Source organism: Pseudomonas sp. KUIN-1 (genome assembly GCF_009176725.1).
In the GTDB taxonomy this organism is placed as follows: domain Bacteria; phylum Pseudomonadota; class Gammaproteobacteria; order Pseudomonadales; family Pseudomonadaceae; genus Aquipseudomonas; species Aquipseudomonas fragariae.
The window spans coordinates 3,632,953-3,657,417 of sequence record NZ_AP020337.1; the positions used below are offsets into that span (position 1 = coordinate 3,632,953).

A 24,465-nucleotide genomic window follows, 5' to 3' on the forward strand; every position below is an offset into this window, starting at 1 on the left:
CGCCGCCCAAAGGCAGCGTCGTGAGTGGGCGTGGTGGCAGCAATCAACCTGCGTCAGTTCTGCATGCTGGTCCGCGAAACTTCCGGCTTGATCAGTTGCATCTGCTGACGGTAATCATCCGTCACCTGACGCGCCTGGCTGCTGCTGGTAATGACTCGCGGCGTGATCAGCACGATCAGTTCGGTACGGTTCTTGGACTTGCTGGTATTGCCGAACAGCCATCTCAAGCCCGGGATGCGTCCCAGATAAGGTACGGCACTGACCGACTCGGCGTTATCCTGCTTGATCAAACCGCCCAGCAGTACGGTCTGACCACTCTGCGCAGCCACCTGCGTGGCGACCGAGCGGGTGGAGATACGCGGATTGCCGTTGGCGTCGTTGCCAGTGGTATCGGTGTCGGCACTGCTGACCTGCTGCTGAATGTCCATATACACCAGCCCGCCCGGGTTGATGCGCGGCACGACGTCGAGAATCACGCCGGTCTGCACATATTCGACGCTGCTTAATGTAGTGTCGGTGGAAGAGTTGGTGTTGATCGAGGTCTGGCTGATCGGGATATTGTCGCCGACCTGAATCTGCGCCTGCTGGTTGTTCATCACCACCAGCGACGGTGCCGACAGGACCTGGGTACGCCCATTGGTTTCCAGCGCTCGCAAGGCGACTTGCAGGTTGTTGCTGACGAAGGAGTAGAAGAACGCGTCAGTAGAGGCCAGCGCCGCCCCGCCAGTACCAATCGCGCCCTGACTGCCTGAGGTGTTGGTGACGTTGCCGGTGGTACCCGAGTTGCCCGCCAGACGCCCGAGGTACCACTGCACCCCCATATCCAGCTCGCCCGTGAGCTGAACTTCCAGAATGCGCGTCTCGATCTGCACTTGCAGCGGTGGATTATCGAGGCGCTTGATGGCCGACTCGATCTCCTTCCACTGCGCCGGGCGGGTGCGCACCAGTAACTGGTTGCTGCTCTTCTGCGCAGTGATGCGCGTGCTGGCGTCCAGAGACTTGTTGTTGCCGCCAGACCCGCTGCCGTCCTGGCTGGCCGAATCCAAATCGCCGCTGCTCTGATCGTCGCCTTCCGATTCGCTGTCGCCATTGGTCTGGCTGTTGTTCATGCCTTGACTGTTGCCAAAACCTCCGCCATTGCTCAGGCCGCTGCCGGTACCGCCCAGCCCGTTGGAGCTGCTCATGCCGCCCACACCGCTGCCGCCACTGGAGTTGAGCGACGACAAGGTGGTGGTGCGCAGGCCCGGTGCAACCTTGGCCGCAGCGTCTTCCTTGATGGCGCCGGTGCCGTAAATCTGCCGCAGGTATTTGGCCAGATCGGTGGCCTTCATGTTGCGCACGTCATACACGTACATCTGCGGCTCGTTGCCACCGCCCTCATCGATGGTGTGAATCCACTCGCCGACTTCGTGCAGGTATTCAGGCTGCGAGGAAATCGCCACCACCGAGTTGGTCCGCTCGATCGGCAGGAAACGCACCATGCCCGCCAGCGGCATGCCGCTTTCCGGGCCGAACATTTTCTGCAGCTCGGGCATCAGTTCGCCAACCGAGGCACGTTGCAGGCCGAAAACACCGACAGACATGCCTTTGAGCCAGTCCACATCGAAGGTGTCGATGGTGTCCTGATAGTTGGCCAGCTCTTCCGGAGTACCGGCCAGGCTGAGCACGTTGCGCGCCGGGTCGACCAGCAGAAAGGCGTTTTCCCGGGCGAACGGCTTGAGCAGCTTCTGCATCTCGGTCGCCGAGATGTAGCGCAGCGGGAACAGCCGCGCCGACATGCCGGCCGAAGGTTGCGCCACGCGCATTTCCGGGACCAGTTTGCCCGCTACCGCCTGATTCGACGGCAGGATCACGTAGCGGTTGCCCTGCTTGATCATCGCGTTGTCGGTCCAGGACAGCAGCGTCTCGAGAATCGACAGCGCCTGCTGCTTGTTGACCGGCTTGGACGTCGAGAAGCTCACATCGCCCTTCACACCCTGGGCAATGCTGTAATTCTCGTGCAGCAGATCGCCCATGATGCTGTTGATCACCGCCTGAATCGGCTGATTGGTGAAGTTGAAGACGATGTCACCGGTCTCGGCCTGACGCGCTGCGGGAGCTGCGGCTGGCTGACGGATGAAACGCTGGTTGCCTTTGATGATCTGCCGCTGCGGCGAGCTCGTCGTCTGCTGGGAAGGTGGCTCGACGGGCGGTCTTTCGCTGCGCGGGTCTACCGGCGGACGTTGTGAACCGGTTCCCTGGAGCGCTTCCTGCAGCATGCCATTGTCGGGATCGAGTGTGTCTGACTGTGACGCGCAGCCGCCAAGGGCAACGGCGGTGGCCAGGCAAAGCAAGGGTGTGCGCAAGGTAGCGATGGCAGGAACTCCAGAAAAGGTACCCATCACAGGGTGGAATCGTTGGTTAAGGTAATCGGCGGTGTATTCGACGGCGGCGGCAGACGCAGCGCGGGCAGGCGCAGGACTTGCGTGCGGTCATCGAGTTTGAACGTAGCCTGGGTCGGCTCCAGACGGTCCAGCGTCCAGCCATTGGGCAAGCGATCGCCCTGACGGACTTTCAATGCCGGACCGCTGGCCTGCTTGAGCAATGCCACACGCAAGGAGCCGTCCATGATCACTCCGGTCAGGGTCAGGCCAGCCAGATTGCTGGCTTGTGCATCGGCTTTGCGAACGGCCACGTCAGGGCTGCGATCCGGACTGAACAGCGGGGTTTTCCAGGTATTGGCGAGGCTGTCGAGTGTCGCCGACGGCGCACTGTGGACCTGCGCCCTCTGATCGACCGGGTTGCGCGGTGCCTGCTCGGGCAGCCAGTCCGGTGAGTGCGCAGCGCCGCTGAAGACCAGTGCGATCAAGGCTGCCAGCACTGCAGCGAAAGCCAGCAATGCCCACTCCAGCGGACGTAATGAACCGATCATTGCTCGCCCTCCCCGGCACTGGCCGGTTGCAGGTAGCCGCGCACCAGCAGATGCACCACCAGTTTGCCGGCAGCACCGCTGGCCGGAGCGTTGGCGTCGCGACGCATACTCATCTCGTCAATGAACAGAAACGGACGCTGATACTCCAGCGCATGCAGGATCGCAGTCAATGGTTCGATGGCGCAGTTCAGGGTCAGGCTGACCTTGACCTGCCGGTATGGCTCGGCACTGTCCTGCTCCGGGGTGATCGGCATGCGCTGGGTCAACTCGCAGCCGCCGCCGGTGCTGGCCTGGCTACTGATCAGGTCGGCAATGCGCTGCATCAGATCGGCTGCCACGGCACTGGGATCCTCGCCCGGCAGCAGGCTGGTGCTGCTGGCCGGATCACGGCGGGCCTGCTCCAGTTGCTCGCGCAACGAATCACCCTGCTGCAGAAGGCCCGCGTAACGCTGCTGCTGTTCGCGCAACTGGTCGGTCTGCTCGTTGATGTCGCGCAGCGGCCCGGCGAACCAGCTGTCAATCAACAACCAGTAAGCCAGGCACAGCACAAGGGCCAGAATCATCAGGGCAGCGCCCCACCGCTCACGGCTTGTCAGTGGACGGCGCATCGGCGTTCTCCTGCTGCTGGTTCTGGTGCAAATGCGCGCGCAGGGAATACTGATCCTTGCCGGTTTTGGTGTCGGGCTGGATCACCCCCTGAAACTGCGCATTATCCAGACTTCGGCAGTCCTTGACGCGGCCGATCAGCGCACTGGCCTTGGCGCTCTGGCCGGAAAAGGCCACCTCGGCACTGTCGCTGATTTCCATATGCTCGATCCAGGTGTCAGAAGGCAGGCAGGCGGTCAGCTCGCTGAGCAGCGCCGAGAGCGGCGGCTGCGCCGCCTTGCGGCGCAACAGGTAGTTGGCGGCGCCCAGGGTGTTGGTCAGTTGCTGGCGCAGTTGTTGGACCTCGCCAACCTGAGCCTTCTGCTCCTTGACGCTGGCCTGCATGTCCTCGAGCAGGCTCTGTCGGTCGTTCAGCCACAGCAACATGGCGCTCAGCAGCAGGCCGGCACACAGCCAGATCAGCCCGCGCTGCAAGCGATGGCCGGAGCGCGACTGTTGCGGGCGCAGTGGCATCGGCAGCAGATCAATCCCCATGCGCTGCCCTGCAGTCAGGTGCTCAGCACCCACATCCGTGCCGACGTCGACGGCATCGGGACGCAAGCCCCGCTCGGCGCACTCACTGAGTATCGCGTCCAGCCGCTCGCGCAGGATTGCCACCAGCGTGACCTGCACAAAGCTGGCGCTGCGACTGTCCTGACGGGCGACGAAGTACAACTGGCCAGCGTCAAATGGTGTGAAACGATCCAGCTCGTAGCCGACCACGGTCGACAGATTGCGTGCCGCAGCCGCAGGAAGCTGCAGGGTCTGCAACAGCACAGCCGACGGCGGCAACAGCAATACCCGCCGCACCTGGGGCGATGCGTCCGGCAGCGGCTCGACCAATGGCCAGACAAGCGCCTGCTCCACGGTCTCGCGGCCCAGCCATCGACGCACACGCGGCGGCAGGCAGGCGCGAAGCTCCGCCACCCACCATTGCCAGGCGTGTTGCGCCGGACTGCCACGCCACTGCCGGGCGACCTGTTCGCGTAACGCGTAAACAGGCGCCAGACGTGCAGAAACTGATGAATTCATTCTTGCCAACGCAACACCCTGTAGGGTTGTGCGCCTCCCTCCGATGGGCTCAATAAAACAGTGGTCTGTAACAGGGCGGTCACGCCGCCCGGTCGTTCTGCGCGCGTGTCGATGGCCAGTACCTCACCGGGGTCGGCTCCAACCGCGCTCTGGTTCGGCAGGTTCAAGGCCCGACGCAGCAACGCCGAAGCGAACGCCGGGTCGGGCCGATCCAGGCCGCTCCATAATGTTATTTCCGGCAACAGCCGAACATACAGCGCCTGGTTCATGCCCGGCAGCTGGCGAACTTCCTCTACCACCCGCAGCGGTGACTGACCGCCATTGCGCTGCGACTCCAGCACCTGGGCGATACCGCTGGCCTGATTCTTGGCCGCGCCACAGGCCTGCAGCAGACGCGATATATCCGCGACCGGCGCGCTGTTGAGGTCCAGCTTGCCCCTCTCGCTTCTGATGCTCACCAGCAGTTGCGTATCATCCATACGCAACGAGACCACACGCCCGTCAGCAATCCAGCGTTTGCGCTGCGCAGCATCGAGCAAGCCCTGTACAGCCATATTCATGCCAGCTTCGGCCGCCATCAGCGCCTGGGTATTTTGCCGCAACCAGAGCGACTGTCGACTCTCCAGTTGCACCCACCCGGCCAGCCCGCCGAGCAACAGGCTCAGCAGCGCCAGCACCCAGAGCACTACCAGCAGCGCAACACCACGCTGCGATTGGCCCGTCATGCTCATTCGCCGCCCGCCCCGCCGGACAGGTCCAGACGCAGGGCCACAACCTCAGAGACCCATTTCACTGCGCCATGGGTCTGCATGTCGATACGCACCGCACCCGGCAAGCGATTCGGCCAGGGCCATTCGGCCATCCAGCCGGTCGGCTTGCCCTTGGGCGTCAGCCCGCGATAACTGAACGTCAACGACTCGACGTTTTGCAGCAATACCTGAGGCTCACCCCAGGGTTTGAGGGCAATGCCATTTGCACTGGACAGAACCTGAGCGAACGACACCTGCAAAGACCGATGGTCTTGCGGCCCCTTGAGCTCCAGGCTGTGAACCTGGATACCGCCGCCCAATTCGCCCGGCAGCGTTGCGACAAACCGCAACTGCTGCGCCGAGCCTTCAAAAAAACCGCTGTTGACGTCATCTTCGCCAGACGTGTCCAGCGGCAGCGCCTGAGCGATCGAGCTGCGCAGAAACGCTTGCGCGGCGCGGATCTCGTCCAGGTTCACGGTGTAGCGCTCAGCCTTGAGCACGGCACGATTGGCCCCCAGCAACGCCCCGGCCACCAGTACCAGCAACACGCCGAGCAGGCTGATCACCAGCAGCACTTCCAGCAGCGTGAAGCCACGCTGGGCGCGCCTCATGACCCCGCCCCGCTGACAGCGCCGCGTAATTTAAACGTGCTGAACTGCGCCTTGCGCTGATGCTCACTGAGCATCAGGTCGAGACGGAACATCCTCGCCTGACCATTGGCACCCGGCAGCTGACGGATATCCAGTGTCCAGTCGATGCCTGCGAGTTTCCCCTGCCGCGTACCGTTTTCCAGCGGACCGGCGCTTTCCTGATCCATTATCGTGCGTGCCGCATGGCTGAGCCGGTCACTGCGCGCCACCTGCTGCAAAGAGCGCGCACTTTGCCCGAACGCCACCAGCAGAACACCGCTGCACACCGCCATGACGGTCAGTGCAGCAAGCATTTCCAGCAGGGTGAACCCCGACTGCGATGTTTTCATTAAAGCGTCCGGACCTGGACGCTGCCGGTCAGCCAGCCAATATCAATACGCCAGCGTCGGTCGCCGTCAGCGACCACCACGTTGCCGCCACTGGAGCCGCCGTCCGGGTAGAACTCCACAGCGGAGCCAAGATCGGACGCAGTCTGCATGGTCACGCGCAGACTTTCCGGCCAGTGCATCTCGCGCTTGCCGGGCGCCTTGAAGGTCGCCTTGCGCAGATTGAATTCGGTGCGCGCCGGCTGACCGGTGACAATCGCGCGCACTCTGGTGGCCCGTAGCGCTTCGACCATGTCACCGACCGCGCGCCGTTCACTGGCGGTGCTCAAACCCTGTTGCAGACCGAACCCCACCAGACCGACGGCAATGCTCATCAACACCAGCACCACCAGCATTTCCATGAGGGTAAAACCCCGGCTTGCGACAGGCGTTCTCATGCCGAGCGTTACTCCCAGTTGCCCAGGTCGGCGCTGTAGCCTTCGCCGCCCGGCTGGCCGTCCTGGCCGTAGAAGATCAGGTCGAAGCTGCCGTGCTGGCCAGGGAAGCGGTAGCCGAATGCGTGGCCGAACGGATCCTTGAGGTCCGAGGGCTTGGCATAAGGGCCGTTCCAGTTCGACGCATTGCCCGGCTTCTCGGTCAATTGCTGCAAGGTCTTGGGTGGCGAACCGACGTCCAGCGCATAGCTTTCTATCTTCATGCCCAGGCTGGCCAACTGAGCCTTGCCTGCGCCGTATTTGCCCTTGTCGACGTTGCCGCCCACCTGACGCACGACGATGGTCGCGACGATGCCCAGCAATACGATAACGGCAAGCATTTCCAGCAAAGTGAAACCGCCTTGTCGACGTGCGGGTTTGAAGCGTGTACGGCTAAAAGTCATCGGAATGGTTTCCTCGTTCATGAATTCAGATATTGCTGGTCAGGCTCATCAGCGGCAGCATGATGGCCAGCATGATCACCGCGACCATGCCCGCCATCACCACCGTCAGCGCCGGCACGAGTGCGGCCAGCATGCGGTCGATACCGCGCTTGGCCTCGACGTCGAACACATCGGCGACCTTCATCAGCATGGTGTCCAGTTCGCCAGCCTGTTCGCCGACCTCGATCATTTGCAGAGCCAGATCCGGCAACAACGGCTGCGCACCAAACGCGCTGGCCAGCGTGCCGCCACCCTTGACCGACTCGGCCGCCTGCTCGACCTGCGCCTGCAGGGCACGATTGGTGCAGACCTGGCGAGCGATCACCAGCGCCTGCAACAACGCCACTCCATTGGTCAAAAGCGTACCGAGGGTGCGCGTCAGCCGTGCTGCCTCAATGCGTTGCAATAAAGGACCGATCACCCGAATGCCCAGCAGACGGCGATCACGGCGCTCGCGACGCTGCGGGTCGCGCATGCGAATGGCCATGCCCCAGATCAATGCGATCAGGCCCGCCAGCACCGCCAGCCCGTAGTCGCTCAAAAACTCTCCGAGGTTGAGAATGACCTCGGTGATCAATGGAATCGGCACACCGAGATCCTTGAAGATCGGTACGAATTGCGGCACGACGTAGGCCAGCAACAGCGCCAGGGAACCCAACACACCCACTACCAGAAAGGCCGGATAGATCAGCGCGTTGATCACCTCGCCACGCAGCAACTGGCTGCGCTCCAGGTAATCGCTCAGTTGGCGCAGCGTACTTTCCAGTGCGCCACCGGCTTCACCGGCGCGGACCATGCTTATATAGAGGGGCGAGAACTGGCTGCCCTCTTCTTCGAGCGCCACGGACAGCGGCTTGCCAGCCTTGACCTGTTCGCGGATGCGCTCGATCAACGCCTTGGTCTGCGGTTGTCCAGGCTGTTTGAGCAGAATTCCAAGCGATCGTTCCAACGGTTGCCCGGCGCCGAGCAACGTCGCGAGCTGCTGGGTGAAGCTGACCAGCGCCGCACCATTGAGCAAGCCGCTGCCCAGCGCACGGCGCAAACCGCCCAGACCGGCGGCATCGACCTGCAGGACCATCAGGCCACGCTTCTGCAACGCGGCAATGGCGGCATCCTGATCGCGGGCTTCCAGCGTGCCATTCTGCGGCGCGCCCTGAGCATCCAGCGCGCGGTACTTGAACAGGCTCATGTGCCTTCACCACGGGTGACGCGCAGCACTTCTTCCAGCGAAGTCACCCCGGCCACGGCCTGACGCAGGCCTTCTTCATGCAGCGTGCGCAAACCGCCACGTCGGGCAGCCTCTTCCAGCGTCGAGGCGTCGGCGTGGCGCATCAAAAGACTGCGCAGTTCTTCGTTCATCACCAGCAGTTCGGTGATTGCACTGCGCCCGCGATAACCGCCGCCAGGCGCATCGGCACGCGGGCGATACAAACGAATGGGCCGCTCGTCGGTGAAACGCTCCAGCCCGTGTTCGGCGATCAGCTCCGGTGGCGCATCGAAGGCCTCGCGGGTTGCCGGATCGAGGCGACGGACCAGACGCTGAGCCAGAATTCCGTTGACCGTCGAAGCGATCAGATAGCTTTCGACGCCCATGTCCAGCAAGCGGGTAATACTCGCCGCTGCGCTGTTGGTGTGCAGCGTCGAGAGCACCAGGTGGCCGGTCAACGAGGACTGGATGGCAATACGGCAGGTTTCCAGGTCGCGCATCTCACCGATCATGATGACATCCGGGTCCTGACGCACGATGGAGCGCAGCGCCCCGGCGAAATCCAGGCCGATGGAAGGCTTGACCTGAATCTGGTTGATGCCTTCGAGCTGATACTCGACCGGGTCTTCAACGGTGATGATCTTGCGCTCGGCCGTGTTGAGCCGTGACAACGCGGTATACAGCGTGGTGGTCTTGCCGGAACCGGTCGGCCCGGTGACCAGCAGAATGCCGTGCGGACGCTCCAGCACGTCGAGAAATTCGTCCAGCCGCTCGCCATCGAAACCCAGGCTCGGGAAATCGAAATTGATGGTCTGCCGGTCCAGCAGACGCATGACCACTGATTCGCCAAAGCTGGTGGGCACTGTCGATACCCGCAGGTCCAGTTCCTTGCCCTGGATGCGCAGCATGATCCGGCCATCCTGCGGCAGACGACGCTCGGCGATGTCCAGACGGGCCATGATCTTCACCCGGGAAATCACCGCTGCCGAAGAACTGGATGGCGGCGCTTCCGCTTCGTGCAGCACGCCGTCGATGCGATAACGCACCTTCAACTGGCTCTCGAACGGTTCGATGTGGATGTCCGATGCACGCTGCTCTACTGCACGCTGCAGGATCAGGTTGACCAGACGAATGACCGGCGCTTCGGAGGCCAGGTCCTTGAGGTGCTCGATGTCTTCCAGCGAGCCGCCCTCCTCATCCAGATTCTCGATCAGGGTGCCCATCGCCGAGCGGCCCTGCCCGTAATAGCGCTCGATAAGGGTCTCGACCTCATTGCGCGGGCCGATGGACAGTCGCACCGGCACCTCGCACGCATAGGCGATGGCCTGAAACGGGTACAGCGTGCCGGGGTTGGCGCTGAGCACTTGCAGGCCCTGATCGCTCCAGCCTACCGGTACGACTTGATAGTGGCGCATGAAGCGTTCGGTCAGCGGCGGCAAAGGGTCCAGCAGCGGTGGTACAGCATCGGCGAGCAACAACGGTGCCTGCAGCAATGCCGCCCATGCGCGGGCCAGCTCGAATTCGGAGACCAGGCCCAGACGCGTCAGCAGGCCTAGCAACTCAGTACCTTCCGACTCCTGCTGCAGACGCTGGGCGCGCTCCAGATCGGCCGTTTTCAGACCGGCATTTTCGATCAGCCAGGCACAAACCTGCTGGGCATCCGGAATGAGCAGACGGGAAACATCGACGGGAGCTGACGGCATGAATGAGGGCATTTTGCTACTTCGGAGGGACATATTACAGCACTCACCGACTGGTGAGTGCTGCGCTCAAAGACTTCAAACGATCAGTTTGACTGCTTTTGAGGGGTTGCGTTCTGCGGGCGACCGCCTTTTGTCGTTTCGGTCTTCTGGTTTTGCGCTTTCTGCGCCGCCTTGGCGTCCTGGGTCTGGGTCATCACCGTCTCGTCGCTGGCACCGGATGTTGCGTCTGCATCTGTCGCGTCGTCAGCAAAGACCGCACCACTCAGGGCAAGACCCAAAACCACACCGGCACTCATCATGGAAAACTTCATCGTATTAACTCCTCGAAAAACAAAAAGAGCTCCGCAACAAGCGAAGCAGATATAGAAATCGGGCAAGAACTAACGCACAGCACACGTCGCAACTTGCGAGCTGTCTTTCTTCATCCTGAAAAATCTTAAACCCATCGACCAGTAGGTTTAAGAAGAGTTCCTCATTTGTAAAGAAAAAATACGAAATCGAAGAAAAATACGCTTTTATTTGACATTTATGCCTTGTTTTAGACTTAATTGTATCGTTTTGTAGATTCAAAACGCCACCATGTGATGTCACTTTGATGGCGCTCAGCAAATAAAAAAAGACACGCCAAACAAAACTAATTCGGTAACTAAGGAGTCCTACCTCGCGCCCTTACAACAGGGAATAAACGCGACGACGGGAAACTGTTGACCCAAGAAAAGTTGGCCGAAAGCGATAAATAAGAACGCATTTATCCTGCGCACGTGCGCAGGCAGACAGTTATTTGAAACGCAGTTGGAGAGCAATATGAACAAGCGAAAGATGATGGGCGCGCACTCGGCGCTGGCCTTGCTGGCATTGGCAGTATCCCAGGTGCACGCCGCTGACCCTACCGTACAACAAGGGCGTGAAGATCGCGCCGAAAAAGCCGCACAGAAAACCCTGGCCAAGATGACCATGGAAGAAAAGCTGGCCTACATTGGCGGCACCGGCGGCTGGGACGTCAAGCCACTGACCAATTACGGCGTCCCGCAGATCCACGGCGCTGACGGCGGTGTGGGCGTGCGCTACACCAGCGAAGGCAACGATCAGGGTGTTGTCTACCCGTCCGGCCCTAACCTGGCCGCCACCTTCAACCCGCGTCGTGCCATCGACCTCGGCCGTGCGCTGGGTTATGACACTGCCGTCGGCGGCTACCAGTTCATCACTGGCCCCGGCGTCAACCTGTACCGCATGCCGTACGGCGGCCGTGCGTTCGAATACCTTTCCGGTGAAGACCCGTTCCTTGGCGCCAGCCTGGCACCGGGCGTCATCAACGGTATCCAGTCTCGTGGTGTATGGGCCAACGCCAAGCACTACGCGGCCAACGACCAGGAAAGCAACCGCTTCAATCTGAATCAGACAATGCCAGAGCGCGTACTGCGTGAAATGTCGTTGCCTGCGTTCGAATCGTCGTCGAAAAACGGCAATGTGGCGATGATGATGTGTGCCTTCCAGAAGGTGAACGGTGATTTCGCCTGCGAAAGCGACCACCTGATCGCCCAGATCCTGAAGAAGGAATGGGGCTTCAAAGGCTTCGTACAGAGCGACTACAACGCTGTCGTTCACGGTTTCAACGCTGCCCGCGCCGGTACCGATCTGGACATGATGGGCTACCAGATGAACAGCTCCGTGCTGAAGCCGCATCTGGACGCCGGCGACCTGAGCGCTGCGACCATCGACGACAAGGTCCGCCGCATCCTCAAGCAGATCTACCTGTACAAGTTCGACAGCAAGACGCCGCTGACCACGCACAACATGAACAGCTCGACCAGCAACAAAGTTGCTCTGAACGCTGCGCGTGAAGGTATCGTACTGCTGAAAAACCAGGACAATCTGCTGCCGCTGGACAAGCAGAAAGTCAAGAAAATCGCCGTTGTCGGCACCCTGGCCAAGTACTCGCCACCGACCGGTTTCGGCAGCGCCAACGTCATGGCCAGCCATTACGTCAGCGAGCTGAGCGGCCTGCAACAGATCGCGCCTAACGCCAAGGTCGACTTCATCGAAGGCCTGTCGCTGGACCCAAGCACCAGTGCCTGGACCACCACCGACGCAACTGGCAACGAAGTCCAGGGCATGAAGGTCGAGTACTTCAGCAACACCAACTGGTCTGGTGATGCAGCTGTCACGCGTACCGAGAAGCACGTTGACCTGGACTGGGCCAACGACAAGAACCTGCCGTTCGAAAGCAACACTTCGACGTCCGATCCGTACGCCAGCAAAGGTTCGACCGCTGGCCAGCTGAATGGCGATACATCGTCGACTTCGATTCGCTACACCGGCAAGGTGACTCCGACCCAGAGCGGCGAGCAGGTGTTCAAGGTGCGTGCCGACGGCGCGGTGCGTCTGTGGGTCAACGGCAAGAAAATCATCGACAACGGTGACGGCAAGCCGCTTCCGGGCAACAGCATTCCGCCAACCATTCCAGAGTTCGCCAAGATCAATCTGGAAGCGGGCCAGTCTTACGACGTGAAGCTCGAGTACTCGCGTCGTGCCGGCTACCTGTCGACCATGGGCGGCCTGGTAGGTGTGCAGTTGAGCTCCGCCTCGCTGAACGCTCCTCAGGACCTGTCCGGTTATGACGCCGTCGTGGTTGCCGTAGGTAACAGCAACGAATACGAAGGTGAAGGTTTCGACCACAGCTTCGATCTGCCTGAGTTCCAGAACGAGCTGATCCAGAACATCGCCAAGGTCAACCCCAATACCGTGGTGACCATGTATGGCGGTACGGGTCTGAAGATGAGCGACTGGATCGAACAGGTTCCAGCAGCGCTGCACGCCTTCTATCCGGGTCAGAACGGTGGTCAGGCCCTGGCCGAGATCCTCTTCGGCAAGGTCAACCCGTCGGGCAAGCTGCCGATCAGTATCGAACGCAACATCGAAGACAACCCGGCCTACGCTTCCTTCCCGAAATTCGACAACCAGAACACTCTGACCGACATGGATTACAAGGATGACCTGCTGCTGGGTTATCGCGGTTACGAGAAGAAAGGCATCAAGCCGCTCTATCCGTTCGGCTACGGTCTGTCGTACACCACGTTCGGCTACAGCAACATCAAGGTCACGCCGGGCGTCGCGGTCGGCAATACACCGATCAAGGTGTCCTTCGACCTGAGCAACACCGGCAAGGTCGGTGGTTCGGAAGTCGCTCAGCTGTATGTGGGCCAGCAGAACCCGAAAGTCGAGCGTCCGATCAAGGAACTCAAAGGCTACAAGAAGGTGTTCCTCAAGCCGGGTGAAAGCAAGCGTGTGACCATCGAGCTGAATGATCGCTCGCTGGCCTACTTCGATGAGAAGAGCAAGCAGTGGGTGGTCGATGCCGACACCTTCAACATCTCGCTCGGTTCGTCGTCGCAGGACATCCGCCTGAACGCCAAGCTGGTCAACTCGTTCCGTCAGGAACTGTCGACCACCAGCAGCAACCCGCTGCCACGCTCCGCTCTGAACTCGGTCCTGGTCGAGAAACCACCGGTCAAGACCGGCGGTGTATTCAAGCAGACCGTTGAGTAAGCGTTAGCTGACTGAAGGGTAAACGGACAAATAAAGGCTCAGGGACGAGCCCTTACCGCTGCATCGACCTGCGCAATGTAGGTATCGAAACACTCGACCAGATCCACCTGATCGGGAAAGCGTAACCACTGAATCTGCAAACCATCCATCATCGCCAGAATCTGCCGGATGATCTTGTCCAGATCCACATCCGCACGTACCTCCCCGCGCTCCACCAAAGCCGAAAACTGTCCCAGCAAGTGCGCGTGAATACGCTCGTAGCGCGTCTGGAACCATTCAAAGGCAGGCTGGTTTTCCAGCAGACTTTCCGCATTGAGGATCGAAAATGCACGTACCACGCCGGGCGCCGTAGCGTTGGAGCGGTTGATCGCGCGCAAGCCGCCGAGCAGACCGGTCAGGGTGTTATCGGTACGGACTTCGGCAGCAATTCGGCCGTTGACCTCGTCGCGTCGCTCAAGCACGCCCATCAGCAGCGAGATCTTGCTCGGAAAATGGTGCAGCAATCCGGCGACGGAAATACCGACGATGGCTGCCACCTTGGCCACCGAAGCGCCGGTATAGCCTTCAAGGGAAAACACTTGCAGGGCCGCATCGAGCAGTTCTTCGCGGCGCTTTTCGCCCTTTGGCGCGCGTCGCTGTCGGGTGACTGCCGTGCCCGTTTCCGTGGGGTCATGCCGAGTCATATCAGGCTCCTTCTTGAACAGCCGCGTACCCTAACCATTCAGGCAAGCGCTGGCAACGCTATTGAGCCGGATTGTTCGACAATTTCATCTTGTACAGCAGTGCCGTGACAGGTTCAGGTGCGCTCCACCGGGACACTGCCCCAGCCTTCGCCCAGCATGCGCTGCATCAGCACCGTGTCTACCCAGCGGCCATGCTTGAAGCCGACCGATTCGAACACTCCAACCCGGCGAAAGCCGAGACGCTCATGCAGGCGCAGCGACGCGATATTCTGGCTGTTGCCGATAACCGCAATCATCTGCCGCCAGCCGCCCGCTTCGCAGTGCTGCACCAGGGCACTCAACAGCGCCTGACCGATCCCCTGCCCGCCGAGCCCATCGCGCACATACACCGAATCCTCCACGGTAAAGCGGTAGCCTGGACGTGGCCGATACGGCGTGACATAGGCATAGCCGACAATGTCGCCATCGCGCTCGGCGACCATATAAGGCAAGCCTTTGGCGAGGACCATGCGACGACGCTGGAGCAATTCTGCCAGGTCAGGCGGCTCCAGCTCGAAGCTGGAAATCCCGTGTAGCACGTGGTCAGCGTAAATCGCCTGTACAGCGGGCATGTCATCGTCGCGGGCGTCACGCAGGTCAAAGGTTGAAGTCATGTCCGAACTCTGTACGAATGTCTGTGAATGGCCGCAATGATGCCGCTCGCCACGACATTAAAAAAGCTATGATTTATCATCCACAGCATAAGAAATACTTTGTCATGCGTCGGCTGAACCTCAATCACCTGCACACGTTTTCGCTGGTCATCGCCCATGGCAGTTTTTCTGCGGCGGCAGAGCGTCTGCACCTGACCCAGCCGGCGGTCAGCCTGCACGTGCGACAACTGGAAGATCAGTTGAAGCTGCAGCTGATCGAACGGGTCGGCAAACGCCTCAAACCTACCTCCGCAGGCACTGTACTGTTGGAGCATATCGCGCGCATCGATGCGGTGGTCGAAGACGCTCTGCAGGCGCTGTCCAGCCATGCCAGCGGCGTTGCCGGGAAAATCGCCATCGGCACCGGCGCGACAGCCTGCATCCATCTGCTGCCGCCCATGTTGCAGGCGCTGCGTCGGCGCTTCCCGGAACTGGATGTGCGCGTCAGTACCGGCAACACCGAAGGTATCCTCAAGGCGGTCGAAGAAAACCTTCTGGACCTGGCACTGGTCACCCTGCCCGCCGCCAGCCGCAGTCTGCACATCACGCCGCTGCTTGAGGATGCGTTCGTGGCGATCTTCGCCGGCAGCCAGCGACCGATGCTGGCGCACATGACCCCGGAGCGCCTCAGCGCACAACCGCTGGTCGTATTCGAAGCAGGCAGCAGTACGCGTCTGCTGATCGATGAATGGTTCCTGCGCGCCGGGATCCGGGTAAAACCGGTCATGGAACTGGGCAGTATCGAAGCGATCAAGGAAATGGTCGCCGCAGGCCTGGGCTACAGCATCGTGCCGCGGATGGCCGTTGCTGCGCTCCACCATCGCCGCGGCTTGCAAATGCTGCCACTGGCAACAGCGCTGAGTCGCACGTTGGGAATCGCCTTGCGCCAGGACAAACCGGTCAGCAAGGCCCTGCGTCAGGTACTGGATGCACTGCAAGACCTCAAAAGGTCATGAAGGCGCGCCACGATAGAGGCTTGAGCGCGCCCATGCACTATAAAGAGCAACGGCACTCGGCCTGACAAATAAGGTCGACAGTTGCACAGGCAGCGAATCAGGTTGTACGATGACTGCCCACTGGTAACTGAAAAAATGATGTCTGGCCTGCTTTTAAACGCCCCATCACTGACAATCTGTAAAGCAACTCGGCAACCCATAAGGAGCGCCGGTCCGGATACCTTCCCTGCCGACCTCCAACCTCAAAACAACAGGAGATACCGATGCCTAACATTCTCGGCCAGAACTTCATCGCTGGCGGCCGCAGCGCTTTGGGCCAGAGCCTGCAAAAAAGCCTGGATGCCACCACCGGTGAAGAGCTGCCTTACAGTTTTCATCAGGCCACCGACGGCGAAATCGACGCCGCGGCACTGGCTGCCAAGGCTGCGTTTGCGGAATTTCGTCAGCTGAGCCCGGCCCGCCGCGCCGACTTCCTCGACGCCATTGCCGATGAACTTGACCAGCTGGGTGATGACTTCGTCGCCATCGTCTGCCAGGAAACCGCCCTGCCCCAGGCGCGAATTCAAGGTGAGCGCGGTCGCACCAGTGGCCAGATGCGCCTGTTTTCCAAAGTTCTGCGTCGCGGTGATTTTGTTGGTGCACGTATCGACCTGGCACTGCCGGATCGCAAGCCGCTGCCACGCGTCGACCTGCGCCAATACCGTATCGGTGTCGGCCCGGTTGCCGTATTCGGAGCGAGCAACTTCCCGCTGGCGTTTTCCACTGCCGGTGGTGATACCGCGGCGGCCTTGGCCGCCGGTTGCCCGGTGGTGTTCAAGGCGCACAGCGGTCACATGGCGACCGCCGATCTGGTGGCGAGCGCCATCATTCGCGCTGCCGAACGTACGCAGATGCCCAAAGGCGTGTTCAACATGATCTTCGGCAACGGCGTTGGCGAAGGTCTGGTCAAGCACCCGGCCATCCAGGCCGTCGGCTTTACCGGTTCGCTGAACGGCGGCAACGCACTGTGCAAAATGGCTGCCGAACGTCCGCAACCGATTCCGGTATTTGCCGAGATGTCGAGCATCAACCCGGTCGTGCTGCTGCCAGAAGCCTTGCAGGCTCGCGGTGAAACCGTGGCCAAGGAGCTTGCGGGGTCGGTGGTGATGGGTGCCGGTCAGTTCTGCACCAACCCGGGCGTGGTCATCGGCCTGCGCTCACCGGCGTTCTCAAAATTCGTTGAGCATCTGACCGAACAGATGGGCAGTCAGGCTCCGCAGACCATGCTTAACGCGGGCGGCCTGCGCAGTTACAGCAAAGGTGTGGAACACCTGCTGGCGCACCCTGGCGTGACGCATCTGGCCGGCAAGCCACAGGAAGGCAAGCAGGCTCAGGCGCAGCTGTTCAAGGCTGACGTCAGCCTGCTGCTGAACGGTGATCAGTTGCTGCAAGAGGAAGTCTTCGGCCCGACCACGCTGCTGATCGAAGTCGCTGACGATGCGCAGTTGAAGGACGCGCTGCAAGCCTTGCGTGGTCAGCTGACTGCGACCGTGATCGGTGAGCCCGCGGACTTGAGCACCTACAGCTGGCTGCAACCGGTTCTCGAAGAGAAAGTCGGGCGCATTCTGTTCAACGGCTACCCGACCGGTGTCGAGGTCTGCGAGGCCATGGTTCACGGCGGCCCATACCCGGCCACCTCGGACGCACGCGGTACCTCGGTGGGCACCCTGGCCATCGACCGCTTCCTGCGCCCGGTCTGCTATCAGAACCTGGCGGACAGCCAGTTGCCACCTGCGTTGCAGAACGCCAACCCGTTGGGCCTGCGTCGTCTGGTCAATGGTGAATGGAGTGATCAGCCTGTCGCGTAACGGCCACCGGCTGGATCCGCAACACAGCAGCGCGACCTGATGAGGGTCGCGCTTTTTTTTGGAAAATATTTCTTTTTTGTGCCCGAATTCGCTTATAGCGGACCTGTTTTGTACCCGAATGACAGCACCATAGAAGTGCAAAACAGGGGCTGTTCATAAATTAACCACACAGCTGTAAGCCACGTGTAACAAGGGTTTCAAAAAGTTACCCACAGACATACCCACGATTTCCGTGGACAACTTTTCATCGATTTCGGACCTTAAAAACCCCGAGCAGTGCAAGCGTAAATTTTTGACGGGGGTCTGCAATGCTGGTGTGATGGCATCTGTGATGGCCAACGAGGCCGCCTGATATAACCTTATGCACGTTTGGCGGTTGATTCGACAGACTGTCCATAGTGAGATAGATGATTTATCGAGGCTCCCCTATGCAACAGCGTTGTAACGTGGCCGTACTCGGCCTGGGTGCCATGGGTGCTGCCACTGCCTATCAGCTGGCAAAGGCCGGAGTCGATGTGATTGGTATCGACCGCTACGACCCCCCGCACACACAGGGCTCCAGTCACGGCGATACACGCATCACGCGACTCTCGGCCGGTGAAGGTCCGCAATACCTGCCACTGGTACGCAGCTCACAGCACATCTGGCGCGAACTTGAAGCATTGAGCGGCGAGTCGCTGTTCGAACAATGCGGTGTGCTGGTGATGACCTCCAGCCCGGCCTACGATCCCGAGGACGTCAACGACTTCACCCATCAGACCATCGCCCTGGCCCGCACTCATGGGGTGAAGCACGAGGTATTGGCGGCTGCAGCGATTCGCGAGCGTTTCCCTCAGTTCTCTCCTGTGCTGGACAGCGCCATCGGCTATTTCGAACCCGAAGGCGGATTCGTTCGGCCCGAGCGCTGCATCGCCGTACAACTCAAGCTGGCAAGGCAACACGGCGCGCGTCTGCTGACCCACGAAACGGTCACGCACTTACAGGCGCATGGCGATCAGGTACGAATCATCACCGACAAAGGCTCGATCATCGCCAACAAGGTCGTAGTCAGCGCGGGCATGTGGTCGTCCGGGTTGCTCGGCGCACCGTTCAGCGACCTGCTGCGGGTGTGCCGGCAAAAGCTGTTCTGGTTCGAGTTGCAGCACGAAGCTGTCTTTGCTGCGCCGTCGCCAAGCTTCATCCTGAGTCACGGGCCGGGCGAAGCCGATGTCAATTACGGCTTCCCGCCGCTGCCCGGTGAAAACAGCATGAAGGTCGCTACCGAGCAGTACCTCGAGACGTCAGCGGCTGACCGGTTGGACCGCACCATTACCGCGTGGGAAGAACAGGAAATGTTCCGCCCCCAGGTGCAGGGCAGGATTGCGGGACTGACACCAAAGGTGGTCAAGTCCTCGGTATGCGCCTACACCGTCACGCCGGACTGCCACTTCATCATCGATGAACACCCGCACTTGAAAAACATGACGGTGGTCTCGGCCTGTTCCGGCCACGGTTTCAAGCATTCGGCCGGGCTTGGACTGGCGCTGGCGCAACGTTGTATTGATGGCGAGAGCGATGTGGATCTCTCGGCCTTTTCATTGCAACGCTTCGCCAGGCAGGCTTGATCAGCGCGCCACCACGAACGCCTCGTCGATGCGCGCCAGATCGGTGTCGCGCAAGGTGCCGGCGTAGTAATGCAGTTTGATCCAGGCCATCAAATAGTCGTAACGGGCTTTTGCCAGATCGCGACGGGTACTGTAGAGCTGCTGCTCGGCGTTGAGGGCATCCAGGCTGATGCGCTCGCCACCCAGAATGCTCTGGCGCGTCGACTCGACCAGCGCCTGCGCCGAGATCAGCGCTTTCTGATAGGCGCGCAACTTGTTCACCCCTGACGCACAGGCGTTGAACTGGCGACGCAGTTCGATCAGTGTTTCCCGGGTCTTGCCCTCCAGCTCATATTCAGCCTGCTCGCGCTTGCTGTTGGCCTGGCGCACCGAGGCACTGGTGCCACCTCCGGCATACAGTGGAAGACTGAGCTCGATGCCTATCGTGTTGGTGTCGTAACGCTGATTGTAGGTGTTGCCGCTGTCCGATTCGTTCTGGCGGATACTTGCGTAGGCGTTCACCGTCGGCAGATGCCCTGCGCGGTTGCGTTCCACCTCGTATCGCGCCACTTCCAGGGACTGACGTTGCGAGGCCAGGATCGGGCTGTTGGCCATGGCCAGCGCATGCCACTCGGTAAAACTGGACGGTGCCAGTACCAACGCTTGAAAGCTGTCCCTCAATGGCTCCAGCTGCGCAACATCGATACTCGGTTCGCCCAACAACGCCGCCAGCTCGCGCAAGGCCGCATCCTGCTCATCGCTGGCTTCGATCTGCTCGGCAATCGCCAGTTCGTTGCGCGATTCGGCTTCGAGAATATCGGTGCGCGTGCCTTCTCCCCGCTCGAACATCTGCCGGTTCTGCGCGAACTGGCGCTCGAACGCCTGCTGCTTGGCACGCGCGATATTGATCTGGTCCTGGGCGAAAAGTGCCTGGGTGTACAGGGTCAACACCCGCACCAGCAATTCCTGGCTCTTGCTGCGAAAGGTCTCGTCGGCAAACAACGCCTGAGCCAGCCCCTTGCGGTAATTGGCGTACGCCTCGTAATCGATCAAGGGCTGCTGAACCGTCAGGCTCGAGCCAAAGCTGTTGTAGTGGCGATGGTCGGTGGTGTCTTGAGCGCTGCCTTTGAGGGTCGCCTTGGAATCGTTGCGCCCCTTGTTGTAGCTGTATGACACGCGAGGCAACAAGCCGGCACGACCAATCACCCGGTTCTCCAGGCCCGCGTCGCGCTCCTTGAGTGCGCCCAGATAAACCGGATCATTGCGAAGCGCCAATTCATAGACCTGAAACGGGCCCATGGCCTGGCTCAAAGGTGCAGTACCCAGCAGGATGGCCGTCAGCAGAGCGGCTTTAAAGGGATGACGAGACATCCTACTCCTCCGTCAACGCGGAGCCGGCACGGTCCAGCAAAGGTTTGAACAGATAATTGAGCAGCGAGCGCTCACCCGTGCGCACGAACATTTCAGCGGGCATGCCGGGTTTGATCACCAGCCCGTTGAGTTTTTCCAGCGCCGCGTCGCCCACCGAGGTACGCAGCACGTAATACGGCTGGCCGGTTTTTTCATCCTGCATCTGGTCGGCGGAAATCAGGCTCACCTCACCGGAAACACGCGGCGTGCGGCTTTGATTGAACGCGGTAAAGAGGATGTCGACCGGCAGATGGCTGGCGACCTTGTCGATCAGTTGCACCGGCAGCCGCCCTTCGACTTCCAGCCGTGTGCCTTGTGGGACGATTTCCAGCAGGGTTTCGCCGGCACGCACCACCGCACCTTCGGTGTGCACGCCCAGATTGACGGCGATGCCATCAGCCGGCGCAAGGATGGCGCTGTGTTGCAGACTGAAACCGGCCGAGGCCAGTTGCTGCTCAAGGGTAAGCGCCTTGACCTGGGCATCGGCCCATTGGCTGCGCACCTCTTTCTGGTACTCCTCGCGCTGCTGCTGAAGGCGTAACCGCGATTCGACGATACCTTGCTCTATACGTCCGGTTTCGCCTGCGTTTTGCGCCAGGCTCTGCTGCACCTGAGAAAGCTGACGCTGGAACTCCAGCAGGCGATTGCCGGGAATGAACCCGTTCTGCGCCAAGGGCTCCAGGTTACTCAGCTGCTTGCGTAACGAGTCAGCCTGAGCCAGCAGGTCCGAACGGGCCCGGCGCATGCCGGCGAGCTGCAGTCCGGCACCCTCGATGCTCGCCTGCAAGCCGGACTGCTCACGCGCCAGCGCCTGGCGCCTGCTGCTGAACAACTGGCGCTGCCCTTCAAGCACCAGCGCCAGCCGAGGGTCGGGGTCTTGCCCCTGCCCGGCGGCAATCAGTTCTGCGGGGAAGCGCACCTCGTCAAGGTTGTCGCGCTCGCTTTGCCAGCGCGCCAGGCTGGCCCAGGCCATTCGATACTGGGCTCGCAGCGATTGCACGTCCGCTTCGACCTGAGTCTGATCAAGGCGAAACAGTGGTTCGCCCTCTTTCACCAATTGGCCTTCACTGACCAGAATTTTGCTGACCACGCCGCCATCCAGCGACTGCACAGCCTTGCGCTTGCCAGAAACAACCACCGTCCCCTGCACGGCAATGCCCTGATCCAGAGGAGCAAGACTGGCCCACAGAAAGAAACTGCCCGCCCCCGCCAGCATGAGAATCCAGCCGGCGCGAACGAAGAACTGCACGCCGCGCTCCTTGCCCGGCACGGCGTAATGAGTGTCGATAGGGCTGTTCATACGTCGGACTGCCTGTTCTGCGTGCCGTACTGACGGCTCATGGAAAGCCCGGCAGGTGCAGGGCGAGATTGCGATTGAGGGTGCGCTTGCGGTGCTTGCGCTGACGATGGCTGCCCGGACAAGGCCTGCAACACCTGAGCCGTGGCACCGAATGCCTGCATGCGACCTTCGCTCAGCACCAGCAGGCGATCGGTCTGGTTCAACGACTGCGTACGATGGGTGACGAGCACAACGGTACAGCCGCGGGTCTTGAGTTCAGCAATCGCCTGAGTCAGCGCCGCTTCACCCGCGGCATCCAGATTGGAATTGGGCTCATCGAGCACCACCAGTCGCGGATCGCCATACAGCGCACGGGCCAGCGCGACGCGCTGTTTCTGACCGCCGGACAAGCCAGCGCCATCATCGCCCAGCCGCGTGTCGTAGCCTTGCGGCAGGCGCAGAATCAATTCGTGCACGCCCGCCAGTTGTGCGGCAGCGACCACGGCGCTAGCGTCGCCCTCGCGAAAGCGCGCGATGTTTTCTGCCACGCTGCCACCGAACAGCTCGATGTCCTGCGGCAGATAACCAATATAGGGACCCAGCGCCTCTCGGTCCCAGCGATGCATGTCGGCCCCGTCCAGACGTACCGTCCCGCCCAGCGCCGGCCAGACACCAACCAGCACGCGTGCCAGGGTCGATTTTCCGGAGCCGGATGCGCCCAGCACGCCGAGCACTTCACCGGCCTGCAACTGGAAGCTGACTTGCTGAATCGTCGGCGACGTTTTGCCGGGAGGCGCAGCGCTGACCTGTTCCGCGCTGATCTGACCGCGCGGTGCCGGCAGCGGCATGCGCGGCGCGGGCTCGGCGTAGGTCTTGAGTAACTGGTCAAGGCGCCCGTAGGCCAGGCGTGCAGAGCTCCATTGTTTCCAGACGGCGATCAACTGGTCGATGGGGCTGAGGACCCGACCCATGAGGATCGAGCCGGCGATCATCATGCCTGCGGTCATGTCTCCATTTATCACCAGCAGTGCGCCCAACCCCAGCACCAGCGACTGCAGGCACAGACGCAGGGCCTTGCTGATCGAACTGATCACCGCTCCCGTATCACTGGCCCGGTTTTGCAGGGCCAGAAAGCGCCCATGCACATGGAACCAGCGACGCCGCAAGACCTCGAGCATGCCCATCGCCTGGATCGCCTCGGCCTGTTGCAGATGCCGGGTCGCCAATTGCGCAGACTGCTGCGAGTAGCCGCTGGCTTCGGCCAGCGGTTTGCGGGTCAGCCATTCGTTGAGGCAGGCCAGTCCGACCAGCAACACCGTCCCCACACTGGCCAGCACGCCTAGCCAGGGGTCGAAAAGGAAGATTACCGCCAGGTAGATGGGGAACCACGGAGCGTCGAAGAACGCGAACAATGCCGGCCCGGTGAGAAACTGGCGGATGAAGGTCAGGTCACCCAGCGCCTGTCCAGCCTGACGCTGTCCGGCGTGCAGGTTGCTCTCGAACGCGGCCTGATAGACGCGCAGATTGAAACGCTTCTCCAACTCGCTGCCGATGCGGATCACCACAAAGCTGCGGATCATCTCCAGCAAGCCGATAAACGCAAAGAACCCGACCACCATCAGCGTCAGCATGGCCAGGGTGGTCTGGTTCTGTGAGGTCAGTACGCGGTCATAGACTTGCAGCATGTAAATCGATGGGGCGAGCATCAGCACGTTGATCAGCGCGGTAAAACAACCGACACCGATCAACGCGCTCTTGTAGTCAGCCAGCGCTTTATAAAGCGGCGGCCGGGCGCTTTGGGGCAACGCACTCATGGTTGTTCCTTGATGGTCTTGCTTGTGACGGAGTGACATCCCTGGGTTTTGACAAACAACTCGCGTAGGTCCGTGAAACGCTTAATCGGCGAGCCGTCCAAGGACCAGCACTTCACCGCCGGGCAGACGCGCCTGATAGATCTGCTCCCCCATGTTATTGAGGTGAATCAGGCGATTGCCTTTCTTGTCGGTGAACGCCAGGCCATCCGGAGTCGGAAACCAGCCAGTGGGTGCTTCATGCAACCACTTCACTGCGCAGGCGAGATCGCCCGTCAGTTGCGGTACTTCGGTATTGAGATGCAGCTCACAGACTTCGTTCGTCTTTCCCTGAAGAGAAAGTCGCCACTTGCCGCTGAGTTCATCAGGATTGGGCAGTTTCAAACTCATGGCCAGGCTTGCTCCAGAAATACCCACCAGCAGCGCAAAGGCTGCTGGCACGATTCGAAAAACGTGAGTGATCTTCATGGCGGGGTACTTTTCAGATCATGGACAACCGCAGGGTCGTCCATGATTGTT

Annotated in this window: 22 protein-coding genes; 4 read left to right on the forward strand and 18 right to left on the reverse strand. The window is 60.9% G+C overall.

What is annotated here, in order from left to right; translation table 11 throughout:
• Window positions 1–53: 53 nt before the first annotated feature.
• From gspD to KUIN1_RS16105, 12 genes are all read right to left on the reverse strand, one after another.
• Window positions 54–2,381, reverse strand: coding sequence for a type II secretion system secretin GspD (gspD, locus tag KUIN1_RS16050; protein WP_116830453.1), 2,328 nt, complete (start codon window positions 2,379–2,381; stop codon window positions 54–56).
• A complete protein-coding gene (locus tag KUIN1_RS16055) occupies window positions 2,381–2,911 on the reverse strand; it encodes a general secretion pathway protein GspN (protein WP_003405008.1) in 531 nt (176 codons plus the stop codon). The genes gspD and KUIN1_RS16055 overlap by 1 nt, the downstream gene beginning before the upstream one ends.
• Window positions 2,908–3,519: a type II secretion system protein GspM gene (gspM, locus tag KUIN1_RS16060; RefSeq protein ID WP_116886241.1), complete on the reverse strand. Its 612-nt coding sequence runs from the start codon at window positions 3,517–3,519 to the stop codon at window positions 2,908–2,910. The genes KUIN1_RS16055 and gspM overlap by 4 nt, the downstream gene beginning before the upstream one ends.
• Complete coding sequence (locus KUIN1_RS16065) at window positions 3,494–4,588, reverse strand: type II secretion system protein GspL (RefSeq protein WP_011268250.1); 1,095 nt, start codon at window positions 4,586–4,588, stop codon at window positions 3,494–3,496. The genes gspM and KUIN1_RS16065 overlap by 26 nt, the downstream gene beginning before the upstream one ends.
• A complete protein-coding gene (locus KUIN1_RS16070) occupies window positions 4,585–5,319 on the reverse strand; it encodes a general secretion pathway protein GspK (protein ID WP_003405013.1) in 735 nt (244 codons plus the stop codon). Before KUIN1_RS16070 ends, KUIN1_RS16065 begins: the two co-directional genes overlap by 4 nt.
• Complete coding sequence (locus tag KUIN1_RS16075; protein WP_003405015.1) at window positions 5,316–5,948, reverse strand: prepilin-type N-terminal cleavage/methylation domain-containing protein; 633 nt, start codon at window positions 5,946–5,948, stop codon at window positions 5,316–5,318. Before KUIN1_RS16075 ends, KUIN1_RS16070 begins: the two co-directional genes overlap by 4 nt.
• Window positions 5,945–6,316 (reverse strand): type II secretion system protein, encoded by a 372-nt coding sequence (locus KUIN1_RS16080; protein WP_011268251.1) that lies wholly within the window; start codon window positions 6,314–6,316, stop codon window positions 5,945–5,947. The genes KUIN1_RS16075 and KUIN1_RS16080 overlap by 4 nt, the downstream gene beginning before the upstream one ends.
• Window positions 6,316–6,750, reverse strand: a complete 435-nt coding sequence (locus KUIN1_RS16085) for a prepilin-type N-terminal cleavage/methylation domain-containing protein (RefSeq protein ID WP_003411575.1) — start codon at window positions 6,748–6,750, stop codon at window positions 6,316–6,318. Before KUIN1_RS16085 ends, KUIN1_RS16080 begins: the two co-directional genes overlap by 1 nt.
• A gap of 8 nt (window positions 6,751–6,758) precedes the next feature.
• Window positions 6,759–7,190, reverse strand: coding sequence for a type II secretion system major pseudopilin GspG (gene gspG / locus KUIN1_RS16090; RefSeq protein WP_003317918.1), 432 nt, complete (start codon window positions 7,188–7,190; stop codon window positions 6,759–6,761).
• A gap of 25 nt (window positions 7,191–7,215) precedes the next feature.
• Complete coding sequence (gene gspF / locus KUIN1_RS16095) at window positions 7,216–8,418, reverse strand: type II secretion system inner membrane protein GspF (protein WP_003417566.1); 1,203 nt, start codon at window positions 8,416–8,418, stop codon at window positions 7,216–7,218.
• Window positions 8,415–10,139, reverse strand: a complete 1,725-nt coding sequence (gene gspE / locus KUIN1_RS16100; protein ID WP_024639652.1) for a type II secretion system ATPase GspE — start codon at window positions 10,137–10,139, stop codon at window positions 8,415–8,417. Before gspE ends, gspF begins: the two co-directional genes overlap by 4 nt.
• Before the next feature lie 83 nt (window positions 10,140–10,222).
• Window positions 10,223–10,450 carry a hypothetical protein gene (locus KUIN1_RS16105; protein WP_003405027.1) on the reverse strand — a complete coding sequence of 76 codons (228 nt, stop codon included), beginning with the start codon at window positions 10,448–10,450 and terminating at the stop codon, window positions 10,223–10,225.
• Window positions 10,451–10,943: 493 nt separating this feature from the next.
• Between KUIN1_RS16105 and KUIN1_RS16110 the strand changes: the two genes are divergently transcribed.
• Window positions 10,944–13,685 carry a beta-glucosidase gene (locus tag KUIN1_RS16110; RefSeq protein WP_011268254.1) on the forward strand — a complete coding sequence of 914 codons (2,742 nt, stop codon included), beginning with the start codon at window positions 10,944–10,946 and terminating at the stop codon, window positions 13,683–13,685.
• A 38-nt stretch (window positions 13,686–13,723) separates the two neighbouring features.
• On the opposite strand, the gene KUIN1_RS16115 is transcribed toward KUIN1_RS16110, so the two are convergent.
• Together KUIN1_RS16115 and KUIN1_RS16120 are read right to left on the reverse strand one after the other, a co-directional pair.
• A complete protein-coding gene (locus KUIN1_RS16115) occupies window positions 13,724–14,368 on the reverse strand; it encodes a TetR/AcrR family transcriptional regulator (protein ID WP_003405030.1) in 645 nt (214 codons plus the stop codon).
• Window positions 14,369–14,481: 113 nt separating this feature from the next.
• Window positions 14,482–15,021 (reverse strand): GNAT family N-acetyltransferase, encoded by a 540-nt coding sequence (locus tag KUIN1_RS16120; RefSeq protein ID WP_024639654.1) that lies wholly within the window; start codon window positions 15,019–15,021, stop codon window positions 14,482–14,484.
• A gap of 104 nt (window positions 15,022–15,125) precedes the next feature.
• On the opposite strand from KUIN1_RS16120, the gene KUIN1_RS16125 reads away from it, so the two are divergent.
• From KUIN1_RS16125 to solA, 3 genes are all read left to right on the forward strand, one after another.
• Window positions 15,126–16,016 (forward strand): LysR family transcriptional regulator, encoded by an 891-nt coding sequence (locus tag KUIN1_RS16125; RefSeq protein ID WP_162886031.1) that lies wholly within the window; start codon window positions 15,126–15,128, stop codon window positions 16,014–16,016.
• A 263-nt stretch (window positions 16,017–16,279) separates the two neighbouring features.
• Window positions 16,280–17,863, forward strand: coding sequence for an aldehyde dehydrogenase (NADP(+)) (locus tag KUIN1_RS16130; protein WP_024639656.1), 1,584 nt, complete (start codon window positions 16,280–16,282; stop codon window positions 17,861–17,863).
• A gap of 428 nt (window positions 17,864–18,291) precedes the next feature.
• Window positions 18,292–19,467, forward strand: coding sequence for an N-methyl-L-tryptophan oxidase (gene solA / locus KUIN1_RS16135; protein ID WP_152092125.1), 1,176 nt, complete (start codon window positions 18,292–18,294; stop codon window positions 19,465–19,467).
• Here the strand turns inward: solA and KUIN1_RS16140 are convergent, their stop codons facing one another.
• The 4 genes from KUIN1_RS16140 to KUIN1_RS16155 form a co-directional block, all read right to left on the reverse strand.
• Entirely contained in the window at window positions 19,468–20,817 is a 1,350-nt protein-coding gene (locus KUIN1_RS16140) for a TolC family outer membrane protein (RefSeq protein ID WP_003405041.1), read from the reverse strand.
• Window position 20,818: 1 nt separating this feature from the next.
• Window positions 20,819–22,156 carry an HlyD family type I secretion periplasmic adaptor subunit gene (locus tag KUIN1_RS16145; protein WP_003371807.1) on the reverse strand — a complete coding sequence of 446 codons (1,338 nt, stop codon included), beginning with the start codon at window positions 22,154–22,156 and terminating at the stop codon, window positions 20,819–20,821.
• Window positions 22,153–23,949, reverse strand: coding sequence for a type I secretion system permease/ATPase (locus KUIN1_RS16150; RefSeq protein WP_116886244.1), 1,797 nt, complete (start codon window positions 23,947–23,949; stop codon window positions 22,153–22,155). The genes KUIN1_RS16145 and KUIN1_RS16150 overlap by 4 nt, the downstream gene beginning before the upstream one ends.
• Before the next feature lie 81 nt (window positions 23,950–24,030).
• A complete protein-coding gene (locus tag KUIN1_RS16155) occupies window positions 24,031–24,414 on the reverse strand; it encodes a protease inhibitor Inh/omp19 family protein (protein ID WP_116886245.1) in 384 nt (127 codons plus the stop codon).
• Window positions 24,415–24,465: the final 51 nt, after the last annotated feature.

Coding starts and splice junctions, on each gene's coding strand:
- gspD (WP_116830453.1), bottom strand. CDS start 2,381: ATGGGTACCTTTTCTGGAGTTCCTGCCATCGCTACCTTGCGCACACCC.
- KUIN1_RS16055 (WP_003405008.1), bottom strand. CDS start 2,911: ATGATCGGTTCATTACGTCCGCTGGAGTGGGCATTGCTGGCTTTCGCT.
- gspM (WP_116886241.1), bottom strand. CDS start 3,519: ATGCGCCGTCCACTGACAAGCCGTGAGCGGTGGGGCGCTGCCCTGATG.
- KUIN1_RS16065 (WP_011268250.1), bottom strand. CDS start 4,588: ATGAATTCATCAGTTTCTGCACGTCTGGCGCCTGTTTACGCGTTACGC.
- KUIN1_RS16070 (WP_003405013.1), bottom strand. CDS start 5,319: ATGAGCATGACGGGCCAATCGCAGCGTGGTGTTGCGCTGCTGGTAGTG.
- KUIN1_RS16075 (WP_003405015.1), bottom strand. CDS start 5,948: ATGAGGCGCGCCCAGCGTGGCTTCACGCTGCTGGAAGTGCTGCTGGTG.
- KUIN1_RS16080 (WP_011268251.1), bottom strand. CDS start 6,316: ATGAAAACATCGCAGTCGGGGTTCACCCTGCTGGAAATGCTTGCTGCA.
- KUIN1_RS16085 (WP_003411575.1), bottom strand. CDS start 6,750: ATGAGAACGCCTGTCGCAAGCCGGGGTTTTACCCTCATGGAAATGCTG.
- gspG (WP_003317918.1), bottom strand. CDS start 7,190: ATGACTTTTAGCCGTACACGCTTCAAACCCGCACGTCGACAAGGCGGT.
- gspF (WP_003417566.1), bottom strand. CDS start 8,418: ATGAGCCTGTTCAAGTACCGCGCGCTGGATGCTCAGGGCGCGCCGCAG.
- gspE (WP_024639652.1), bottom strand. CDS start 10,139: ATGCCGTCAGCTCCCGTCGATGTTTCCCGTCTGCTCATTCCGGATGCC.
- KUIN1_RS16105 (WP_003405027.1), bottom strand. CDS start 10,450: ATGAAGTTTTCCATGATGAGTGCCGGTGTGGTTTTGGGTCTTGCCCTG.
- KUIN1_RS16110 (WP_011268254.1), top strand. CDS start 10,944: ATGAACAAGCGAAAGATGATGGGCGCGCACTCGGCGCTGGCCTTGCTG.
- KUIN1_RS16115 (WP_003405030.1), bottom strand. CDS start 14,368: ATGACTCGGCATGACCCCACGGAAACGGGCACGGCAGTCACCCGACAG.
- KUIN1_RS16120 (WP_024639654.1), bottom strand. CDS start 15,021: ATGACTTCAACCTTTGACCTGCGTGACGCCCGCGACGATGACATGCCC.
- KUIN1_RS16125 (WP_162886031.1), top strand. CDS start 15,126: ATGCGTCGGCTGAACCTCAATCACCTGCACACGTTTTCGCTGGTCATC.
- KUIN1_RS16130 (WP_024639656.1), top strand. CDS start 16,280: ATGCCTAACATTCTCGGCCAGAACTTCATCGCTGGCGGCCGCAGCGCT.
- solA (WP_152092125.1), top strand. CDS start 18,292: ATGCAACAGCGTTGTAACGTGGCCGTACTCGGCCTGGGTGCCATGGGT.
- KUIN1_RS16140 (WP_003405041.1), bottom strand. CDS start 20,817: ATGTCTCGTCATCCCTTTAAAGCCGCTCTGCTGACGGCCATCCTGCTG.
- KUIN1_RS16145 (WP_003371807.1), bottom strand. CDS start 22,156: ATGAACAGCCCTATCGACACTCATTACGCCGTGCCGGGCAAGGAGCGC.
- KUIN1_RS16150 (WP_116886244.1), bottom strand. CDS start 23,949: ATGAGTGCGTTGCCCCAAAGCGCCCGGCCGCCGCTTTATAAAGCGCTG.
- KUIN1_RS16155 (WP_116886245.1), bottom strand. CDS start 24,414: ATGAAGATCACTCACGTTTTTCGAATCGTGCCAGCAGCCTTTGCGCTG.